Consider the following 20,705-nt stretch of genomic DNA (forward strand, 5'->3'; position numbering starts at 1 on the left):
GGTCAGGCCCCCGCTTTCTCGGCCGCTTTTAGCGCGCGCTTGAGGTCGTCGATGAGGTCGTCGGCATCTTCCAGACCGATGGACAGGCGGATCGTGCCCTGGCTGATGCCAGCGCCCGCCAGCGCATCGTCGCTCATGCGGAAGTGTGTGGTGCTGGCGGGGTGGATCACCAGGCTGCGGCAGTCGCCCACATTGGCCAAGTGGCTGAAGACTTTGAGGGTTTCGATGAACTTCTTGCCCTGCTCGCGGTTGCCCTTGAGGTCAAAGCTGAACACCGAGCCCGCGCCGCGTGGCAGCAGCTTTTGCGCTAGTGCATGGCTGGGGTGCGAGTCGAGCAAGGGGTGGCCTACGCGCGATACAAAGGGCTGCGCGGCCAGAAAATCCACCACCTTCTCGGTGTTGCGCATGTGCTGCGCCATGCGCAGCGGCAGGGTCTCGATGCCTTGCAGAATGAGCCAGGCGGTGTGCGGGCTCATGCAGGCGCCAAAGTCGCGCAGGCCCTCGCGGCGGGCACGCAGCAAAAATGCGCCCACGCTGCTCTCTTCGGTGAACACCATGTTGTGGAAGCCATCGTAGGGCTGGGTCAGCTCGGCGAACTTGCCGGCAGACTTTGGACCGTTCCAGTCAAAGCTGCCGCCGTCCACCACGATGCCGCCCACGACGGTGCCATGGCCAGAGAGGAACTTGGTGGCCGAGTGGTAGACCAGGTCCGCGCCATGTTCAAACGGCTTGATGAGCCAGGGCGAGGTGAGGGTGGAGTCCACCAGCAGCGGCACGCCCGCCTCGTGCGCGATGGACGACACGGTGGGGATGTCCAGCACATCCAGGCCGGGGTTGCCCACGGTCTCGCCAAAGAACAGCTTGGTGTTGGGGCGCACCGCAGCGCGCCAGCCGTCGATGTCGCCGGGCTTGACGAAGGTGGTCTCAATGCCGAAGCGCGACAGCGTGTAGTGCAGCAGATTCTGCGATCCGCCATACAGCGCCGTGCTCGCCACGATGTGGCTGCCCGCGCCCATCAGCGTGGCAATCGCCAGGTGCAGTGCGGCCTGGCCGCTGGCGGTGGCAATGGCGCCCACGCCACCTTCCAGGGCAGCCACGCGCTGCTCCAGCACCGCGTTGGTCGGGTTGCTGATGCGGCTGTACACATGGCCGCCGCGCTCCAGGTTGAAGAGGGACGCTGCGTGGTCGCTCGACTCGAAGACGAACGAGGTGGTCAGGTGGATCGGCACGGCGCGCGCGCCGGTGGCGGGGTCGGGGCTGGCGCCTGCGTGCAGCGCCAGCGTGTCAAAGCCGGGGTCGGAGTAACCGGGCATCTGTGTGTCTCCCATGTTGTCAATGCAGGCGGGCATTGTGGGCTATATTTGCTGACAAACAGCCTGCAGCACCTGGGCAGCCCCAGCCGGTGTGCTGGTCGCTGCGGGCCCACACTACTCTTTCCGATTCTTCCCGATCCCCCGGAGACTCCGCACCATGAAAGTCAGCGACATCCTTCGCGTCAAAGGCAACACCCTGTACACCGCATCGCCGGACGAGCCGCTGGCGGGTGCCGTGAGCCTGATGGCCGAGCGCGACATCGGCTCGCTGGTGGTGATGGAGCATGGCGATCTGGTGGGCATGCTCACCTTCCGCGAAGTGATCCAGGCGCTGGTCAAGAACGGCGGCAGCGTGGGCACGATGCTGGTGCGCACGGCCATGGACGATGCACCCCTGACCTGTACGCTCGAAACCGACATGGATGAAGTGCGCCGCATGATGCTGGACCGCCACGCGCGCTACATGCCCGTGATGGACCGCCGCATGCTGATGGGCGTGATCAGCTTCTATGACGTGGCCAAGGCTGTGGTGGACAGCCAGAACTTTGAGAACAAGATGCTCAAGGCCTACATCCGCGACTGGCCGGAAGAAGAACCCCGCACCTGAGTTTCTGAGGTCATGGCCAGGGCCTGATGCTCAAGGCCCAGTCCCTGACGGGGCAACACCGATGTACCCCGAGCCACTTCAGCGATAGGGGCGCGGCGCCTGGGCGCAGAGCCAGGCTTCGATCTCGTCGGGTGGTAATGGCTTGCCGAACAGGTAACCCTGCATCACCGGGCAGCCGTGCGCTTGCAGCCACTGCTGCTGGCCGGTGGTCTCCACCCCCTCGGCCACCACCACCATGCCCAGGCTGTGGGCAATGCTCAGCACCGACACCGTGAGGGCGCGCGCCGTGGCGCTGGTGGTGAGGTCCTGAACAAAAGCCATGTCGAGCTTGAGTTCGCTGATGGGCAGGCGGTGCAGGTAGCTCAGGCTGGAATAGCCGGTGCCAAAGTCATCGAGCGACAGCTTGAAGCCCTGGTGGTGCAGGGCCTCGATGTTCTGCAGCGTGACGGGACGCGCATCCATCATCACGCTCTCTGTGATCTCCAGCAGCACATCGCTGGCGCGCAGGCCGTGGCGCTGCAGTGCCTCGCTGATCTCCTGCGCAAACTCCGGCCGGTGAAAGCTGCGGCCCGAGAGGTTGACGGCGACACAAGGCACATCGTGGCCCGCAGCGCGCCAGGCCGCCAGCTGGCGGCATGCTTCGTCCAGCAGCCACAAGGTCAGCTCATGGATCAGCCCGGCGTCCTCCGCCACAGGGATGAACTGCGATGGCGGCACCATGCCCCACTGCGGGTGGTTCCAGCGCGCCAACGCCTCCACCCCGTGCAACGTGCCGGGAGAACTGCTGAGCACCTGCGGCTGGTAGTGCAGCATGAGGCTGCGGTCTGACAGCGCCTGTTGCAGCGCGCGCTCCAGCGAGGCGCGCTCCTGGGCTCGGCGGTTCATCTCGGCGCTGAACAACTGCAGGCTGTGGCGGTGGTCGCTTTTGGCCTGGTGCATGGCCTGGTCGGCATGGCGCAGCAGGGTGTCGATGGTGTCCCCATCGTTCGGAAACATCGCAATGCCGAGGCTCGCGTGCGGCACATGGGTCTGCCCAAAAATGTCCAGCGGCTGGGCGATGTCGTGCAGCACGCGGTGGGCACTTTGCACGGCCTGTTCGGTGGTGCATTCGGAGAGCAGCAGCACAAATTCGTCGCCCGACAGGCGGGCGATCAGGTCGCGGGCGCGCAGGCCTTGCGCGAGGCGCTGGGCCACCTCGCTCAGCAGCGCATCGCCGGCGGCATGCCCCTGGGTGTCGTTGACCTGTTTGAACCGGTCGAGGTCCAGGAACAGCAGGGCGCCTGTGTGGTTGCCCCGGCGCAGGTCACCCAACGCGCGCTCTGCGCTGGTGCGAAACAGGGCGCGGTTGGGCAAGCCCGTGAGTACATCAAAAAACGCCAGCTGGTGGATGCGCTGGTGCGTGCTGTCGCGCTCAATGGCCAACGCGCACAGGTGCAGGCACACTTCGACCAGGCGCTGGTGCAACGCGTCGGGCGCGCGTGGCTCGCGGAAGTAGAACGCAAAGGTGCCAATCGGCTGGCCCCGGTGGTCCCGGATCGGGCTGGACCAGCAGGCGCGCATTCCGCTCGGGGCAAACAGTTCCCGGTAGTCGTCCCACAGCGGGTCTGTGGTCATGTCGGTGACCACTACGGGCTCGTTGCGGAACGCTGCGGTGCCACATGACCCTGCGGTAGGGCCAATGGCCAGCCCGTCCAGCGCACGGCTGATGCTGGCGGGCAGGCTGGGGGCTGCCAGTGGGTGCAGTCGGCCTTGGGCATCCACCGCCAGGATGGTGGCGGTGACCTCGGGCGCAATGCGCTCCACCTCGCGGCAGACCAGGGCCATCAGCTCGTGCAGGGGCAACTCGTTGACCATGCCCTCCAGCACATGCGTCTGCAGCACCTCGTGCATTTTGGTGAGCGTGATGTCGGTCAGGATCGAGATGCTGCCCCCCGGTCCGCCCGAGCTTTCGTCGGACGCATTGATGACCAGCGACACCCAGCGGGGTTGCCCCGCCTTGCTGTACAGCAGGGTGTCTCCATGAAAGCTGCCTTGCGCCAGCACATTGCCCCGGATGCTTTCGAGCAGGTCCGGATCGGAGTGGGGGCCCAGCAAGACCTCGCTCAACAGCTTGCCCAGCACCTCAGCGGGCTGGTAGCCAAACAGGCGTGTAAACCCTTCGTTGACATACACCACGCGCTTGGAACTGTTGGTCATCACCACGGCGTTGTCGCTGGCATCCAGCGCCCGGCGAAGAGGCGCATCTGCCAGGGTGGCAGTCAAAAGGGTGCGGGACGGCGATGTTGGACCCGGAGAGGGGGGCGCGAGGGCGGGCATGTAGATCCCAGAAATCGATGGTTACATGCTAACAAGCGCTCAGGGGCCTGCCAAGCGAGATATGTCCTGCCCGTGCCTCGGCGCCACGCCCCCGATATTCGGCCCCTGCGTACCTTGGCGCAGCGGAATATGCCTGTGGTGCGTGGTGGTGCGCCGCAGCAAACCGGTGTTGCTGCTCGGGGCTCCCCGGGAGCTCTGGGATAATCCGGCCCCATGAGCGGCAACACCATCGGTACCCTATTCGCAGTCACCAACTTTGGTGAATCCCACGGCCCGGCCATTGGCTGCGTGATTGACGGCTGCCCGCCCGGCATGCCCCTCACCGAGGCCGATATCCAGGCTGACCTGGACCGGCGCCGCCCTGGCACCAGCCGCCACGTCACGCAGCGCAACGAGCCCGATGCGGTGGAAATCCTCTCCGGCGTGTACGAGGGCAAGACCACCGGCACCCCCATTGCCCTGCTGATCCGCAACACCGATCAGCGCAGCAAGGACTACAGCAACATCGCCGAGAGCTTCCGCCCGGGCCATGCTGATTACACCTACTGGCACAAGTACGGCATCCGCGACCCGCGCGGCGGCGGCCGGTCTTCCGCCCGCCTGACGGCGCCCACGGTGGCCGCGGGTGCCGTGGCCAAGAAGTGGCTGGCGCAGCAATATGGCGCCGAGTTCCGCGCCTGCATGACCCAGCTGGGCGAACTGCCCATCCCGTTCGAGAGCTGGGACCATGTGCGCAACAACCCCTTCTTCGCCCCCGTGGCCGACGTGCAGCAGTACGAGGATTACATGGACGCCCTGCGCAAGGCCGGTGACTCTTGCGGCGCGCGTATCCGGGTGCAGGCCACGGGCGTGCCGGTGGGCCTGGGCGAGCCGCTGTACGACAAGCTCGACGCCGACATTGCCCATTCCATGATGGGCCTGAACGCCGTGAAGGGTGTGGAAATTGGCGCAGGCTTTGCCAGCGTGGCCCACCGGGGCACCATGCATGGCGACTCGATGACGCCGCAGGGCTTCCGCACCAACAACGCCGGCGGTGTGCTGGGCGGTATCAGCACCGGGCAGGACCTGGAGGTGAGCATCGCCATCAAGCCCACCAGCTCCATCATCAGCCCGCGCGAGTCCATCGATATCCATGGCAAGAGCACCGAAGTGATCACCAAGGGCCGCCACGACCCCTGCGTGGGCATCCGCGCCGCGCCGATTGCCGAAGCGCTTCTGGCGCTGGTGGTGATGGAGCACGCACTGCGCCACCGCGCCCAGTGTGGCGACGTGGTACCGCCCGTGCCGCCCATCCAGGCCTCGTTTCTGTAACACCAACTCCCACCGTCCCAGGGGCGGTGCGTCTGTATGAGCAACCGCTTGTTCCGGGCCTTCCGTTGCCGGGCGTTGGCCGCCTTGGTTGTACCGCTGTGGCTGGCTGGCTGTGGTGGCATGACACCCATTTCGCCCACCGCCCCTGCGGCGGGCAGCGCGCCGGCCCACATCGACATCACCCTCATCGGCTTCAACGACCTCCACGGCAACCTGGAGCCGCCCCACATGGCGCACCGGGTGCAAGGGCCGGAAGGCCCGGTGCTGGCGCCTGCCGGGGGCATGGCCTACTTTGCCAGCGCCATGGCCGCCCTCAAGGCCCAGTCGCCGCACCATGCGGTCGTGTCTGCGGGTGACATGGTGGGCGCCTCGCCGCTGGTGTCGTCGCTGTTCCTGGACGAACCCACCATCGAGGCGGTCAACCGCATGCAGATCGACTTCAATGCGGTCGGCAACCACGAATTTGACCGGGGCTGGCGCGAGCTGCTGCGGCTGCAGAACGGCGGCTGCGAAAAATTCACCTCGCGCGAGCCCTGTCGCATCAGCAAACCGTTCGAGGGCGCAAAGTTTGGCCTGCTGGCCGCCAACACGCTGCGCGAGGACGGGCGCACCCTCCTGCCCGCCACGGGGCTCAAGCGGTTCACCGAAGGCGGTGTCACCGTCACCATGGGGTTTATTGGCCTCACGCTGCAGGCCACACCCACCATGGTCAGCCCGTCGGGCGTGGCCGGGCTGCGGTTTGAGGACGAAGCTGTCACCGCCAACGCGCTGATTCCCCAGCTCAAGGCCCAGGGCGCCGATGTGATCGTGGTGGCCATCCATGAAGGTGGCGGCACCACGGCGGGCGTGCAGGAGACCAGCTGTGCGGGCCTGTCTGGAGACATCGTGCCCATCCTGGAGCGCCTGGACCCGGCCGTGGATGTGGTGGTCTCGGGCCACACGCACCAAGCCTATGTGTGCGACTACAGCCGCGTGAACCCGGCCAAACCCTTCTTGCTGACCAGCGCAGGCCAGTACGGCACGCTGCTCACCGACATTCAGCTGCGCGTGGACACGCAGACCCGCCGCTTGGTCCGTAAAACGGCGCGCAATGTGGTGGTGCAAGGCGAGGCCTTCACGGGCGCCCAGGGGCCTGTGCCGCTGACCACTGCCGTGCCGACGTTTCCTGCGGACCCTGGCGTGCAGAAGATCATCGATACCTACTGCGCCGCCGCCATTCCGCTGGCCCAGCGCCCGGTGGGCCAGGCCCAGGGGGCGATGCGCCGCCAGCCCAATGCGGCTTTGGAGAGCGTCTTGGGCAATCTGGTGGCAGACGCACAGCTGCTGGCCACGCGGGCGCCCGAAGATGGTGGCGCGCAGTTGTCGTTCATGAACCCGGGCGGCCTGCGTGCGGACCTGGTGCCGGATGAACAAGGGCTGGTGCGTTACGGCCAGCTGTATGCCGTGCAACCTTTTGGCAACCAGCTGGTGATCAAGACCTTCACGGGTGCGCAGATCCGCGCCGTGCTGGAGCAGCAGTTCGCCAGCGGCGGCAATACGGTGCAGCGGCCCCGGGTGCTGTCGGTGTCCAGCGGCTTCAGCTACCGCTACGACCTGAGCCAGCCCGCCGGGGGGCGCATCAGCCACATGGTGCTGAATGGTGCGCCGGTGACCGATACGCAGTCAGTGCGCGTGGTCATGAGCAGTTTTCTGGACAGCGGTGGTGACAACTTCACGGTGCTGACGCAGGGCCAGGACCGGCGCGTGGGCGAACTGGACCTGGATGCGCTGGAGGCCTACTTCCGGCTGCAGAGTCCGGTGGCACCGCCTGCTACCCACCGCATCACCCGTGTTGCGCCCGCTGCGCGCTGAGCCGTGTCCACCGGGCACCATCGCCCGGAGGGGCCTAGTGTGGTGTTGCACTATCTGGCACTTAAAAACCGCGTCTTTTCGGCCAGGGCTGCGTTGCAAATCCTCGCGATACCTTCGGGTATCGCTGCGGTTTGCGCCTTGCCCTGACCAAAAATCCATCGGTTTTCAATGTGCCATTCAGCGCGCAACACCACACTAGTCGGCTGTGCGGCGCAGCGCACCCAGCCAATGCAGCGGGTTGAAGCCGGTGACCAGCCCGGTCGCCACCAGCACCAGCGCGCCACCCCAGAGCATGCCCGGCCCCAGGGCCTCACCCAGAAAGATATGGCCCCAGGCCACACCAAACAGCGGGATCATGAAAGCGGAGCTCATGGCGGCGACCGGGGACACCTGTGTCAACACCCGCAGGTTGAGCCAATAGGCCAGCCCCGAGGTCACCACGCCCATCACGGCCACAGCGGCCAGTGCCCCGGGGGTGAAGTGTGCGGCGGGCAGGGTCCATGCGGCGCCCGGTAGCAACAGCACCAGCGCTGCGGCGTGGATGCCTGCTGCGATCGACAGCGGTGACATACGCTGTGTCGCACGCTTCATCCAAGTGGTGGAGATGCCGTAGCAAGCCGAAGCCGTCACGCAGGCTGCAGCAGCAGTCAGCAGCGCGGGCGTGGGCTCCACGGGCCCTAGCTGCACGATCAGCGCCACCCCGGCAAAGCCGCAGAGGCAGCCGGCCCATTTGCGTGCGCTCAGCGTGTCTTCCTTCATCCACGCGGCAGCGATCACCCCAAACGGGACGGCCATGGTGTTGAGCAGCGAGCTGTAGCCCGCTGGCAGGTGCAGGGCTGCCCAGGCGTACAGCAGAAAAGGCGCTGCCACCGTCAGCGTGCCCAGCCCCAGCAGCTCTCGCCAGCGACGCCAGGGCCAGGGCTCGCCTGCCCAGCGCATGATGCCCATCAGTGTGAGCGTGGCCAGACCAATGCGCAGCGCGGCCATCACATTGGGGCCCAGCACCGGACTGGCAACGCGAATGAAAAGAAAGGAAGCGCCCCACAGGGCAGACAGCAGCACCAGCTGCAGGAAATGGCGGGTTTTCACCGCGTGCATTGTCAGGCACCTTCGTGGTGCTTGCTGGCGTGTGGCAGAGCCGTTTTGATGCAAAAATCGCCTGAAGCGCTAGTGCATCATGCCGTGATAGCTATGAAATTAATAGCTGCTGCAAAGTAGCTTGTGCGACATGCTCTAGGGCCGGTGCCGAAGCCGGGGATTTGCAAAATGTGTCGGTAGCTACAGGCTGCATCGGGCAGACCCAGTAGCCGCGTGGGGCTCAGGACGGGAAACGGCGGGCGTTGCCGTAAGGTCTGGCCCAACGAGCGCGCGCTACTTGCGCACTTCATCGACCATGGCACGGAAGTCGTCGATGTCTTCAAAGCTGCGGTACACGCTGGCAAAGCGGATGTAGGCCACCTTGTCGAGCTTCTTGAGTTCGCGCATCACCAGCTCGCCGATGCGGCTGGAGATCACCTCGCGCTGGCCCAGGTTGAGCAGCTTTTCTTCGATGCGTTCGATGGCGCTGTCGATCTGGTCGGTGCTCACGGGCCGCTTGCGCAATGCCAGGTTGAACGAGCCCAGCAGCTTGCTGCGGTCGTATTCAATGCGCCGGCCGTCCTTCTTGACGATGGCCGGGAAGTTCACTTCCGGCCGCTCGTAGGTGGTGAAGCGCTTGTCGCACGCGCCGCACTGGCGGCGGCGGCGGATGAAGACTCCATCCTCAGACACCCGCGTTTCAACGACTTGCGTTTCGAGGTGGCTGCAGAAGGGGCACTTCATGGGCGCAGAGAACCGGCTTGCTTAGCGGTAGACCGGGAAACGTGCAGTCAGGGCGTTGACCTTGGCGCGCACGGCGGCGATGTTGGCTTCGTCGCGAGGGTTGTCCAGCACGTCGGCGATCAGGTTGGCCGTGATGCGGGCTTCTTCTTCCTTGAAGCCGCGCGTGGTCATGGCGGGGGTACCAATGCGCACGCCGCTGGTCACCATCGGCTTTTCAGGGTCGTTGGGGATCGCGTTCTTGTTGATGGTCATGTGGGCGGCGCCCAACACGGCCTCGGCTTCCTTGCCGGTGATGCCCTTGGCGCGCAGGTCCACCAGCATCACGTGGCTTTGGGTGCCGCCGGACACGATGCGCAGGCCGCGTGCGGTCAGCGTCTCGGCGACCACCTTGGCGTTCTTGGCCACTTGCTCCTGGTAGGCCTTGAACTCGGGCTGCATCGCTTCCTTGAAGGCCACGGCCTTGGCTGCGATCACGTGCATCAGCGGGCCGCCTTGCAGGCCGGGGAAGATGGCGCTGTTGATGGCTTTCTCGTGTTCTGCCTTCATCAGGATGATGCCGCCACGGGGGCCGCGCAGGCTCTTGTGAGTGGTCGATGTCACCACGTCGGCGTGGGGCACGGGGTTGGGGTACACGCCCGCAGCGATCAGGCCGGCGTAGTGGGCCATGTCCACCATGAAGATCGCGCCGATTTCCTTGGCGACCTTGGCAAAGCGTGCAAAGTCGATGTGCAGGCTGTAAGCAGAGGCTCCGGCCACGATCAGCTTGGGCTTGTGTTCGCGGGCCTTGGCTTCCATCGCGTCGTAATCGATCTCTTCCTTGGCATTCAGGCCGTACGAGACCACATTGAACCATTTGCCCGACATGTTCAGCGGCATGCCGTGGGTCAGGTGACCGCCTTCGGCCAGGCTCATGCCCATGATGGTGTCACCGGGCTTGAGGAAGGCCAGGAACACGGCCTCGTTGGCCGAGGCGCCGCAGTGGGGCTGCACGTTGGCAGCATCGGCACCGAAGATCTTTTTCACGCGGTCGATGGCCAGCTGCTCAGCCACGTCCACATGCTCGCAGCCACCGTAATAGCGCTTGCCGGGGTAGCCTTCGGCGTATTTGTTGGTGAGCTGGGTGCCCTGCGCCCACATCACGGCGGGGGATGCGTAGTTCTCGCTGGCGATCAGCTCGATGTGGTGTTCTTGCCGAGCGTTTTCGGCCTGGATGGCGGCAAACAGCTCGGGGTCGGTTTGTTCGACAAGAATTTTGCGGTCGTACATGATTGGCAGTCCTATGAACTTGTGTCCCTTGAAACAAGGGCTGCCCAGGCGAACGGCTGAACGCACGGGGCAGGGCCCCTGCGGCACGCTTCCCAGTGGTTCACAAGAAGTAGGTTCTTGCTGGTTTCCACGTCAGCGGCTGCATCCATTGGCTGAATGCAGCGCCTATCGCCAGTCGCGTACCCCGTTAGTGTAGCCGACACGGCACTGCTGCTACACCGTCGAAACTGCCGGAGGCCAAGGTTGTTACCCGGGCGCCGGGAGCCTGCCTGTTACAGGCCCGGTGTCAGCAACGCCACCTTGTCGCTTACCGCAGCTGGTGTTGGGGTGCGAGGTGCTGCTGCAGGGATGCTCTGCACAGGAGCCTGGGTAGACAGGGAGGGAGGGGGGTTGAAGGGCACTGCGCGACCACCGGCCACCTGGCGCAGGCGGAAATGTTCCGCCATCACCTTGGCGGCGTAGCCACCGTCGTCGGCCATGTTGCCTGCGCCCACATAAAAGCGCAGGCCACCTTCGAGCGATCCTGCGCGAGCGATGCACTCTTGCAGCACCTTCACGCCGACCCGCAGGTTGCTCACCGGGTCAAAGGCGGCAAAGTGGCCGCCAAAGTTCTGGTACTTGTCGGTGTGCACGCGGGTCATCACCTGCATCAGCCCTTGGGCGCCCACAGCGCTTTCGGCAAACGGGTTGAAGCTGGACTCGATGGCCATGATGGCCAGGATCAGCGTGGGGTCGATCTTGGCGCGGGTGCCAATCTCGTAGGCTTCGGCGACCAGGGCGCTGAGGGGCTCTGGCGCCACACGGTACTTCTTGCTGAGCCAGAAGGCCACGGCAGCCTGCTCCTTGGGCAGGTCCTTGGGGTTCACTGCCGTAGCGCGCTCGCTGGCTTCGGGCTCGATGGGCATGCCCAGCATTTCTACCTGGCGGGCTTGCAGCCAGTTCATCAGTTGCTCTTCACCTGCCTGGCGCAGATCGGGCCGTGCTGTGAGTGCAATGACGACGAAGGCAACGGCCAGGCCGATGAGGGCAAAGCTGTTGTGGGTGATTTCAAGAAAACCTTCGGTCACGTCGGCCGCGAAAGTTCGCACGCCGGAGACTATTTTTCCTGACGCTGTCATAGCTCTTCCTTTCTGAGGCGGGCCAGCGGAGCGGAGCAGTCACGGTGGACGGTGCTTTGCTGGCAGATCGCCTGGATTGGTACGCCATCAAGTCCGGGCTGCACGTCTGTGGAGTGCTTGGCGCCCTGGATTGACTTAGCCGGGTTCGGCAGCGATTGGGGTTTGTACTAGCCCCGTTTTTGGGGCTGGCGGATTCTAGAAGCTCACTAAATGCATAGTCAATACTAACAATTCAATATTTAAGACATAAAAATTATGAAAAATCTGTAAAAAATCACAGTTTTTCTGAGCCAAGTGCTGTTTTTCGTTGGGAGCGGCCGTGCAGCGGCTGACATCCGCATGTCAAATTCAATCGGACTTTTCGCCGCCATTGAGAATCCGATTTGAGTTGGCGAAGCGAGTTTGATAAGGTGGAGGCGCCTGTAGATTTCAGGCATCGCCAGACGAAGCGAAGTCTCCCTCCGAGGGCATTCAGTGCCAAGGTGCAGCAGATGCCGCTTCCATGGCAACCCCTGGAGGCAATCCCTTGCCTCCGCGCCATGCGGACCTTTCTCTCCGCATCGCGACCGATGGCAAAGACCGTTGTGTCAGCCGTCAAGCCCGGCGGGCAGGCCCTTCAGGCACTGCTCGTCGGGCTTTCTTATTGGTGTGTCGCCTTGTGGGTGGGCGGCACAGTCTTATATATAGATAATGGGGGCTGTTCCCTAGAGCGGCGACCCTTCGCCCGGATTGCCGGGCGACATCCTCGCCGGGCCTTGCTCCAGATCACCCTGCAGGTGTTGAGTAGGCGAGCCGCTACGGCCTCTGGCCCAATCCGGTGAAAATAGCCCTTTCGTTGTCCTGGCGCGCGCTTGGCGCGGTCGTTCGGGCACGGCCCTGGGCTCTGCGCCTGGGATGCCTTCGTAATCCATTGGATCCATGTTTCCATTTTTTTCCCGCAGCAAAATGTCCGACGCATCTGAAGTGAATCCGGCCCCGGCCAAAACCCATGAGCCGCATCCGCTCGATGCGCTGACTGGTGGCGCTTTCTCTGCCGCCACCTCGGGCGAGCGCGCCTCCCGCATCCGCGACTGGCTGGCCACGCAGCCATCGCCTGAGCAACTGCAAGAGGTGTTCAAGGAGCTGAGCGGACGTGACAAGGGCGCGGCCCGTGCAGTGCGCGAACGCCTGGACGAAATCCGCCGTGCCAAGGGGCAGGAAGCCATCGCGGCAGAGTGGGCTGAAAAAGCCCAGGCCCTGCTGGCGGCCCCCAAGCTCAATATTGCAGATGCTCTGGCCTGGCAGCGGGATGCCGCCAAGGCTGGTGCCCCATTGTCGCGCGAGCCGTTGTCCCTGCTCAAGGTACAGCTGGCCGACCGTGTGAAGGTCATCGAAGACCTGCAGCACCGGGTCCAGGTGCAGCGCGAGGCGGCTGTGTTGCTGGCACAGCGCATCGAAGTGCTCTCGACCAAGCCCTGGCGCGATGCGCAGGCTGCGCTCGAACTGCTGCGCGCCGATGTCGCGCGCTGGCAGGAGCAGGCCCAGGAGCTGACGGGTGATGCCAGCTGGGCGAGTGTGGAAGCCAGGTTCCCGCCGTTGCTCGATGCCTCGCGCACCCAGCTGCTGGTGGTGTGGGAGGCGTTCCAGCCTGCCGTGGCGCAAGCGGCCGCTGCCGCAGAAGATGCTGCTGCACCCCTGCCACCTGTGCCGGTGTGGGCGGACGAGCTGCGCGCTGCACGTGGCTTGCCCACTGCCGCTTCTGAGGCGGCCGCCGCCTCTGCTGCAGCCAGCAAGCCCGCGCGGGCTGCCAAGCCCAAGGTGGCTCCAGAGGTGATTGAGAAAGCCCACCAACTGGTGCGCGATGCCTTGGCGACGCTGGAGAAAGAAACGGCCGAGGGCCACGGCAAAGCCAGTGCTGGCGCTGCCGCTGCACTGCGCGCCGTGCTCAAGGTGCATGGCAAACACATCGATAACGCCCTGGAGCAGCAGGTGCACACGGCGCTGGTGGCTGCTGGTGAGCTGGAAGGCTGGCAACGCTGGAGTGCCGACCAGGTGCGTGAAGAGCTGGTGGCCAAGGCCGAAGCGCTGCTCAACCGCCCCGAAGGCCAGGCCTTGGGTGGCCGCAAGATGCAGGAGACCTTGCGCAGTCTGCGTGAGCAATGGAAGCAGGCGGACCAAGGCGGTGCGCCCAACCACGCGCTGTGGAAGAAATTTGACGAGGCCTGCAACGCAGCGCACAAGGTGGTCGAGGCCTGGCTGGACAAGATCCGCGCTGAAGCTGCTGAGCACAAGGCCCAGCGCCTCGCGCTGATCGAAGAGGTCAAGGCCTGGGCGCAGGAGCATGCTGCGTCGGGCGACTGGAAGGCCATCAACCGCGCGCTGTACCAGTTTGGCGACCGCTGGCGCGAAGGTGGCCATGTGGGTGAAAAAATCTTTGCCGAACTTCAGCCCCTGTGGAAGCAGGCGATCGCTCTGGCCGCAGCGCCGCTGGAGGCGGCGCAGAAAGAAAGCCTGGCACGTCGCCACGCAATGATCGAAGAGGCCACTGCATTGGGCGCTGCCCCTTCGCTGCGCATCGATGCCGTCAAGGCGCTGCAGCAGCGCTGGCAGGCTGAGGCACAGACGGTGCCGTTGGACCGCAAGCACGAGCGGAAGCTTTGGGACGCTTTCCGCAAGCCCATTGACGAGGCGTTCAACCGCAAGTCGGCCGACCGCGAGCGCGCTGTCACTGAACTGAGTGCGCGGGACCGCGTGGTGCTGGACGCGTCCAAGGCCCTGGAGGCTGCCAACGCCACCGGTGATGCGCAGCAGATTCGCGCCGCCATGCAGGCGCTGGAAGCCGCGTTGCGCGGCCAGGCCCAGGCGGCGGAAGCCGTTGCCACGGCCAACAAGGACGCTCAGTCGCAGGCTGAAGCGCAGTCGGTTGCGGCGCCAGCCGCGGCTGAAGGGGGGGGGGAGGCGGTGGAGGGTGGCGATGCAGCGGCTGCGGCCCCCGCAACACCTGCTGCTCCCAAGCCTGCCGCGCGGCCCGTGGTGGCGGTGCGCGGGGATGACCGCCCCGGCATGAAGAAGGATGCTCCGGCGGCTCCTGGCCGAGGTGCTCGACCCGGTGATCGTCGCGATGGCCGTCCGGGCGACCGTGACGGTGCCCGCGGCCCGCGTACGGATGGCCGTATGGGGGATCGCGGTGACCGGGGAGGCCGCTTTGGTGATCGCCCTGCGTTTGAGGACCGTGGCCCGCGCCTGGGTGACACGGCATTCCGTGCCCAGCGCGAGGCGATGGAGCATGCGCAGCTGGCGCTGAAGAAACTGGCGGCCCAGGCCCACGGCGAAGCGCTGACCCAGTTGCTGACCGCCTGGGAAAAGCGCGATGCAGCGCTGGTGCCCGGTGCGCAAGAACTGGGCTCGGGTGTGACGGCATCGGTGCGCAGTGCCTGGACCCAGGCGTTGTCTGCGGCGCCCAAGGGCGATGCCGCGGAAGCCATGTTGCGGTTGGAGATGGCGGCAGAGGCGCCAACGCCGGCGGAGCACATTGCTGCACGGCGCATGCTGCAGCTGCAACTGCTGACACGCCGTAATGATCCCGCACCAGCCCAGACCTGGGGGCAGGATGTGGCGCGCGTGTTGGCAGGCCCCAGCGATGCGGCCAGCGCACGCCGTCTGCAGAACGTCCTCAAGACGCTGTTGCGCAAATAAACGAAACGCAGGGAGTGTGCGCACTGCGGTGCGCATGCCGCCACGGCATCCGACAGAAAAACGAGATCGCGCGCGGTCTCGTTTTTTCTTTTGGGTGTGCGTGGGCCTGGTGACCCGTCCTGAATAGCGTTGACACCCAGGACGGTTAAAAACTCCAGCCGGACTATCCGGCCAATGACGCCCGATGCACTGCATCGGGCGTTTGCATTTTCAGCGACAGATGCGGTCGCTCGCAGTTATAGATGTCGACTGACTGCTCGACCATGCGTCTGGCCTGCCCCAGATCGGCGGGGCGCTGCAGCAAGAACTCACTCTTCAAGATGCCATTGACCCGCTCGGCCAGCGCGTTCTGGTAGCAGTCGTAGCCGTCCGTCATCGAGCAGATCACGCCGTGGCGCTTGTGCAGGGCCTGGTAGTACGTCGCGCAGTACTGGATACCCCTGTCGGAGTGGTGCACCAACTGTCGGCTGCTCTGTCGCCCCGAGAGCGCCATCTTCATGGCCTGCGCCACCTCTTCGGTCTGCAGGCTCTCATGCACGTGCCAGCCGACGATCTTCCTGGAATACGCATCCGTGACCAGGCTCAGATAGACGAACTTGCCGTGTGTGGGCAAGTAGGTGATGTCAGCCACCCAGACCTGCTCGCTGCCGCTGGCGTGGATCTGTTGCGGCCCTACCTTGAGAAGGTTCGGATGGTGCCTGAAGCGGTGGTGACTGTCTGTTGTCTTGTGATACGCCCGCCGGGGTGCCACCAGCAGCCTGGCATTGCGCAGGACGTCGAACATTGCATCGCGGCCCAAGTCGATGCCTCGGCGCTGTAGCGGCTCCTGCAATAAGTGGTGCAGCTTGCGCGTGCCTATGCGTGGTTGGCGCATGCGCTGCTCGCGCACCAACTCCACCACCGTCTGCGCATTCGCCAAGCGATCGGCCTCGCGGCGCCTACCCTGGTAATACGCCTGACGGCTGTGGCCCATATGCTGGCAAGCCCTCTTCACGCTCAACCCTGCGATGAGGTTTTGCGCGAGGACTTGCCCAAAGGCTTTTTTACGATGCGCACCCCATAGTCCTTGCGCAGCACGTCGATGACGGCTTCGAATAGCCTGGCCTTCTCCTGCGCCTGTGCGAGCTGCACCTGCAGCGCCTTGATCTGCTGCTCGGGCGTGAGAGCAACAGTGTTCTTCTTGTCTATCGGCATGGCTGCAGATGATGCCGCAGGACTCCAGCCCAGGCGACCGTGCTTGCGCAGCCAGACCAGAACCGTCGAGCGACCCTGGATGCCGTAGTGCTGCTGCGCCTGTTTGTACGTGAGCTCGCCTTTTTCCACCTGCTCCACCACCGCCAACTTAAAGGCCAGTGTGTAGTCGCGCTGCGTGCGTTTGACACTTGATTCCATGACACATACCCTTTTTGAAAGGTCCTCGTGTCAACGCCAGGCAGGACGGGTCTGGAAAACAAAAAAGCCGTTGCGAATGCAACGGCTTTTTATGTGTTTGGTGCCCAGGAGAGGACTCGAACCTCCACGATGTTACTCGCTAGTACCTGAAACTAGTGCGTCTACCAATTCCGCCACCTGGGCTTTCAGATCAGCTTCGAATTATAGGATGTTTTTTGGGGCATTCGGAGAACTTGCTCATTTTTTTGAAAATTTTGTGCGAAGGTCCAGGCGCGGGGGCTGGCTTGTCGCGGTCACCACAACCTCCCGCATGGCCCGACCGCCGCGCCGGGTCTGGCCCGGCAGGGCTGGGTGTTTTTGCGTGTGCATGACGCGCCGGAAAATAAAAAAGCCGCTGTATGTGCAGCGGCTTCGATATTTTGAAAACCTTGGCTGGTTCTCGTTAAACTTGGTGCCCAGGAGAGGACTCGAACCTCCACGATGTTACTCGCTAGTACCTGAAACTAGTGCGTCTACCAATTCCGCCACCTGGGCATTTCAGGAAAGACTAAGATTGTATAACAAAAAATCCACCTCCGGCACGCAGCCCGCTCCACATTTGTCGCAAGAGATCGAAGGCAGCGTGCAAGGGCACCGTGATGGACACGGTTTCGTCATCCGCGACGATGGCGAAGGCGATATCTATATTCCCCCGAATGAAATGCGCGCCGTCCTGCACAAGGACCGCGTGCGTGTGCGCATCGTGCGCCAGGACCGCCGTGGCCGGCCCGAAGGCCGCGTTGTGGAAATCATCGAGCGCCCGCCACAGCCCATCATCGGCCGCCTGCTGCAGGAAAGCGGTGTCTGGCTGGTGGCGCCGGAGGACAAGCGCTACGGCCAGGATGTGCTGATCCCCAAGGGGGCCACCGGCGCCGCCAAGCCGGGACAGGTCGTGGTGGTCGAGCTGACCGAGCCGCCCGCGCTGTTTGGCCAGCCTGTGGGCCGCATCACCGAGGTGCTGGGTGAAGTCGACGACCCGGGCATGGAGATCGAGATTGCCGTGCGCAAGTACGGCGTGCCACACGAATTCTCAGAGGAATGCCTGGCCCAGGCCAAAGCCCTGCCCGACAAGGTGCGTGCGCAGGACAAGAAACGCCGCGTAGACCTGACCGACGTGCCCCTGGTCACCATCGACGGCGAAGACGCGCGCGACTTCGACGATGCCGTGTACTGCGAGCCCGCCAAGGTCGGCCGCAGCAAGGGCTGGCGCCTGCTGGTGGCCATTGCCGACGTGAGCCACTACGTGGAGACCGGCAGCGCCATCGACATCGACGCCTACGACCGCGCTACCAGCGTCTACTTCCCGCGCCGCGTGATTCCCATGCTGCCCGAGAAGCTGTCCAACGGCCTGTGTTCGCTCAACCCCGAGGTGGAGCGCCTGTGCATGGTCTGCGACATGCTGGTCACGGCTAAAGGCGAGGTGCACGCCTACCAGTTCTACCCGGCTGTGATGTTCAGCCACGCGCGCTTTACGTATACCGAGGTGGCAGCCATCCTGGCCAACACGCGCGGACCCGAAGCCAGCAAGCGCAAGGACCGGGTCAAGGACCTGCTCAACCTGCACGATGTGTACCGCGCGTTGCTGGTGGCACGCCAAGCGCGCGGCGCGGTGGACTTCGAAACCACCGAGACACAGATCGTCTGTGACGAAAACGGCCGCATCGAGAAGATCGTTCCCCGCACCCGTAACGATGCGCACAAGCTTATCGAAGAAGCCATGCTGGCCGCCAACGTGTGCAGCGCTGACTTCATCGCGCAGGGCGGCCAGCCTGGCCTGTTCCGCGTGCACGAAGGCCCAACGCCCGAGAAGCAGGAGATCCTGCGCAACTACCTCAAGGCCATGGCTGTGGGCATGACGATTGGCGACGACCCCAAGCCGGGTGACTTCCAGGCGATTGCCGAGGCGACCAAGGAGCGGCCCGACGCGCAGCAGATCCACACCATGCTGCTGCGCTCCATGCAGCAGGCCATCTACACGCCCATCAACAGCGGCCACTTCGGGCTGGCCTTTGATGCCTACACCCACTTCACCAGCCCCATTCGTCGCTACCCCGACCTGCTGGTGCACCGGGTCATCAAGGCCATCCTGAACAAAACGCAGTACAAGCTACCTGCACTGCCCACACCGGGCGAGGCCCATGCCAAGCTGGCCAAGCGCCTGGCAGCACGTGTGGCCGCACCTGGCACCAAGCCGCGCAAGGACGTCAAGCCGCCCAGCCGCGAAACCCAGGCCTGGGAAGCTGCTGGCCTGCACTGCAGTGCCAACGAGCGCCGCGCCGATGAGGCCAGCCGCGACGTGGAAGCCTGGCTCAAGTGCAAGTACATGCGCGAGCACCTGGGTGAAGAATACAGCGGCGTGGTGAGCGCCGCGACCAGCTTCGGCATCTTCGTGACGCTGGATGCGATGTATGTCGAAGGCCTGGTGCACATCACCGAGTTGGGCGGCGAATACTTCAAGTTCGATGAAGCACGCCAGGAGCTGCGTGGCGAACGCACGGGCATCCGTTATGCCATTGGTGCCCGCGTGCGGGTGCAGGTGAGCCGTGTGGACCTGGATGGCCGCAAGATCGACTTCCGCCTGGTACGCGAAGGCGAAGAGCTGCTGGGCCGTGCGCTCAAGGACAAGGGTGTTGGCGCTGATGGTGCAGGCGGCGGGGCCCGCAAGGCCGGTGGCCGTGCGGGTGGCCGCAAGGCCGACAAGGGCGCTGCGATGTCGGCCACCGAAAAGGCAGGCCTGACCCGCGAGCGCGCGGCGCGTTCGCCCATGCAGTCGCTGAAGGCGTCGGTCAAGAAGGCGGTGGCGGGCAAGTCCAGCAAGGGCAAGGCGCGCAAGCCACGCCGCGGCTGACGGCCCTGTGCTGGTGGGCCTGAGGGCTTCCAGTTCAGCTTGCAAATTGCTACTTAATTGATAGCCGCTAGCGCATATTTAACATGCGCTAGCGGCTATTTTTATTGGTGAGCTGGCTTCGTTTTGATCCAGAAAGCGCGCATACCTGTGCGCCGTGTCGGCGGGCGCTTCCATCATGGGCAGATGGCCGATGCCGGGCAGGGCCTCCAGTTGCGCTTGGGGCAATAGCTTTTGCAAAGGCTGAAGGCCCGAACGGTCAAACACGCGGTCTTTATCGCCCCACAACACGAGCACGCGGTGCTGCTGCAAGTCGCCCAGCCGTTGCTCCAGCAGATAGCGGTCTTTGAGCTGCGCATCCCACAGGCGGGCGTTGGACGGGGCATTGCGCAGTGCTGCCTGCTCCGTGGCGTGCAGGATGGGGTACGGCAGGAACGGGCGTTTTTCAAACACTAGGTCCATCATGGCGCGGAAGGCTGCGGCGTCGTGGGCCACCAGCGGGCGTTGCCCGGCGTCGATAAGGCGGTCCATGGTGCTGGGCTGTGGTGAGCGGATGCCATGGGGCGCGCCGATGAAAGCCACGCTGGCCACGCGCTCGGGGTGCTGCAGCGCAAACAGCGCGGCAATGGTGCCGCCCATGGAGTTGCCCGCGAGGTGGGCCTTCTCAATGCCCAGCGCGTCCAGCAGCGCGCCCAGGCGTTGGATGTGCGCGGCGTAGTCGTAAGGTTGGTCGTTCAGCCGCGTGCTTTCGCCAAAACCGGGGAAGTCTGGGGCAATCACCCGGTACTGCCCAGTGAGGGGGCGCGCAAAATCCACCCAATGGTCCTTCTCCGCAAAAATGCCGTGCAGCAGCACCAGGGGCGTGGCGCTCGGGTTGCCGGGCGCCGGTTGGGATGGCGCACCGCTGTCCAGGTAGTGAATGGCGTGCAGCGCAGCAGTGGTGGTTTTCTCTTCCATGCCCGAGAGGCTGCGGTTGAGGTGGAGCAGGGGCTCCTTCAGCAGCGACGGTGCGCCGTAGTAGAGGCCTACGCAGCACAGGGCCAGAGCGGCGGCAATAGAAAAGAAGGCAATGCGTTTCAAGAACCAGTCTCCAAAAGAACGATGGGATGCGTGGCGCTGCGAGGGTGCGCTGGGGCCGGGCAAGGCTACCG

13 protein-coding genes, 2 tRNA genes and 1 riboswitch are annotated in these 20,705 nt (G+C 64.5%); of the genes, 5 read left to right on the top strand and 10 right to left on the bottom strand.

Annotated features, from left to right (window positions below; all coding sequences use genetic code 11):
* Positions 1-2: 2 nt before the first annotated feature.
* Complete coding sequence (locus C380_RS08965) at positions 3-1,313, bottom strand: O-acetylhomoserine aminocarboxypropyltransferase (protein WP_015013535.1); 1,311 nt, start codon at positions 1,311-1,313, stop codon at positions 3-5.
* Positions 1,314-1,470: 157 nt separating this feature from the next.
* Between C380_RS08965 and C380_RS08970 the strand changes: the two genes are divergently transcribed.
* Positions 1,471-1,920 (top strand): CBS domain-containing protein, encoded by a 450-nt coding sequence (locus C380_RS08970; protein WP_015013536.1) that lies wholly within the window; start codon positions 1,471-1,473, stop codon positions 1,918-1,920.
* 78 nt (positions 1,921-1,998) lie between these two features.
* On the opposite strand, the gene C380_RS08975 is transcribed toward C380_RS08970, so the two are convergent.
* The gene (locus C380_RS08975; RefSeq protein ID WP_015013537.1) at positions 1,999-4,182 is read right to left on the bottom strand and encodes an EAL domain-containing protein; all 2,184 of its coding nucleotides are present in this window, start codon (positions 4,180-4,182) and stop codon (positions 1,999-2,001) included.
* Between the two features lie 267 nt (positions 4,183-4,449).
* On the opposite strand from C380_RS08975, the gene aroC reads away from it, so the two are divergent.
* Both aroC and C380_RS08985 read left to right on the top strand, forming a co-directional pair.
* A complete protein-coding gene (aroC, locus tag C380_RS08980) occupies positions 4,450-5,547 on the top strand; it encodes a chorismate synthase (RefSeq protein WP_015013538.1) in 1,098 nt (365 codons plus the stop codon).
* A 36-nt stretch (positions 5,548-5,583) separates the two neighbouring features.
* Positions 5,584-7,398 (top strand): bifunctional UDP-sugar hydrolase/5'-nucleotidase, encoded by a 1,815-nt coding sequence (locus C380_RS08985; RefSeq protein ID WP_015013539.1) that lies wholly within the window; start codon positions 5,584-5,586, stop codon positions 7,396-7,398.
* Positions 7,399-7,593: 195 nt separating this feature from the next.
* On the opposite strand, the gene C380_RS08990 is transcribed toward C380_RS08985, so the two are convergent.
* From C380_RS08990 to C380_RS09005, 4 genes are all read right to left on the bottom strand, one after another.
* Entirely contained in the window at positions 7,594-8,496 is a 903-nt protein-coding gene (locus tag C380_RS08990; RefSeq protein ID WP_015013540.1) for a DMT family transporter, read from the bottom strand.
* 273 nt (positions 8,497-8,769) lie between these two features.
* Positions 8,770-9,219 carry a transcriptional regulator NrdR gene (gene nrdR, locus C380_RS08995; RefSeq protein ID WP_015013541.1) on the bottom strand — a complete coding sequence of 150 codons (450 nt, stop codon included), beginning with the start codon at positions 9,217-9,219 and terminating at the stop codon, positions 8,770-8,772.
* A gap of 21 nt (positions 9,220-9,240) precedes the next feature.
* Positions 9,241-10,485, bottom strand: coding sequence for a serine hydroxymethyltransferase (gene glyA, locus C380_RS09000; protein ID WP_015013542.1), 1,245 nt, complete (start codon positions 10,483-10,485; stop codon positions 9,241-9,243).
* A gap of 35 nt (positions 10,486-10,520) precedes the next feature.
* Positions 10,521-10,674, bottom strand: a riboswitch (ZMP/ZTP riboswitch).
* A gap of 83 nt (positions 10,675-10,757) precedes the next feature.
* A complete protein-coding gene (locus C380_RS09005; RefSeq protein WP_015013543.1) occupies positions 10,758-11,603 on the bottom strand; it encodes a lytic transglycosylase domain-containing protein in 846 nt (281 codons plus the stop codon).
* 918 nt (positions 11,604-12,521) lie between these two features.
* Between C380_RS09005 and C380_RS09010 the strand changes: the two genes are divergently transcribed.
* Positions 12,522-15,278, top strand: a complete 2,757-nt coding sequence (locus C380_RS09010; protein WP_015013544.1) for a DUF349 domain-containing protein — start codon at positions 12,522-12,524, stop codon at positions 15,276-15,278.
* Between the two features lie 163 nt (positions 15,279-15,441).
* Here C380_RS09010 and C380_RS09015 read toward each other — a convergent pair.
* The 3 genes from C380_RS09015 to C380_RS09030 form a co-directional block, all read right to left on the bottom strand.
* A protein-coding gene (locus C380_RS09015) for an IS3 family transposase (protein WP_369750442.1) occupies positions 15,442-16,670 on the bottom strand; the annotation gives its coding sequence in 2 pieces (ribosomal slippage) (positions 15,442-16,325 and positions 16,325-16,670; 1,230 coding nt in all).
* A 98-nt stretch (positions 16,671-16,768) separates the two neighbouring features.
* A tRNA-Leu gene (locus C380_RS09025) sits at positions 16,769-16,853 on the bottom strand.
* Positions 16,854-17,119: 266 nt separating this feature from the next.
* Positions 17,120-17,204: transfer RNA gene (locus tag C380_RS09030), tRNA-Leu, on the bottom strand.
* Between the two features lie 19 nt (positions 17,205-17,223).
* Here C380_RS09030 and rnr point away from each other — a divergent pair.
* The gene (rnr, locus tag C380_RS09035) at positions 17,224-19,557 is read left to right on the top strand and encodes a ribonuclease R (RefSeq protein WP_015013545.1); all 2,334 of its coding nucleotides are present in this window, start codon (positions 17,224-17,226) and stop codon (positions 19,555-19,557) included.
* Positions 19,558-19,635: 78 nt separating this feature from the next.
* Here the strand turns inward: rnr and C380_RS09040 are convergent, their stop codons facing one another.
* Positions 19,636-20,634, bottom strand: a complete 999-nt coding sequence (locus tag C380_RS09040) for an alpha/beta fold hydrolase (protein WP_015013546.1) — start codon at positions 20,632-20,634, stop codon at positions 19,636-19,638.
* Positions 20,635-20,705: the final 71 nt, after the last annotated feature.

It is taken from the genome of Acidovorax sp. KKS102, assembly GCF_000302535.1.
GTDB lineage: Bacteria > Pseudomonadota > Gammaproteobacteria > Burkholderiales > Burkholderiaceae_C > Acidovorax.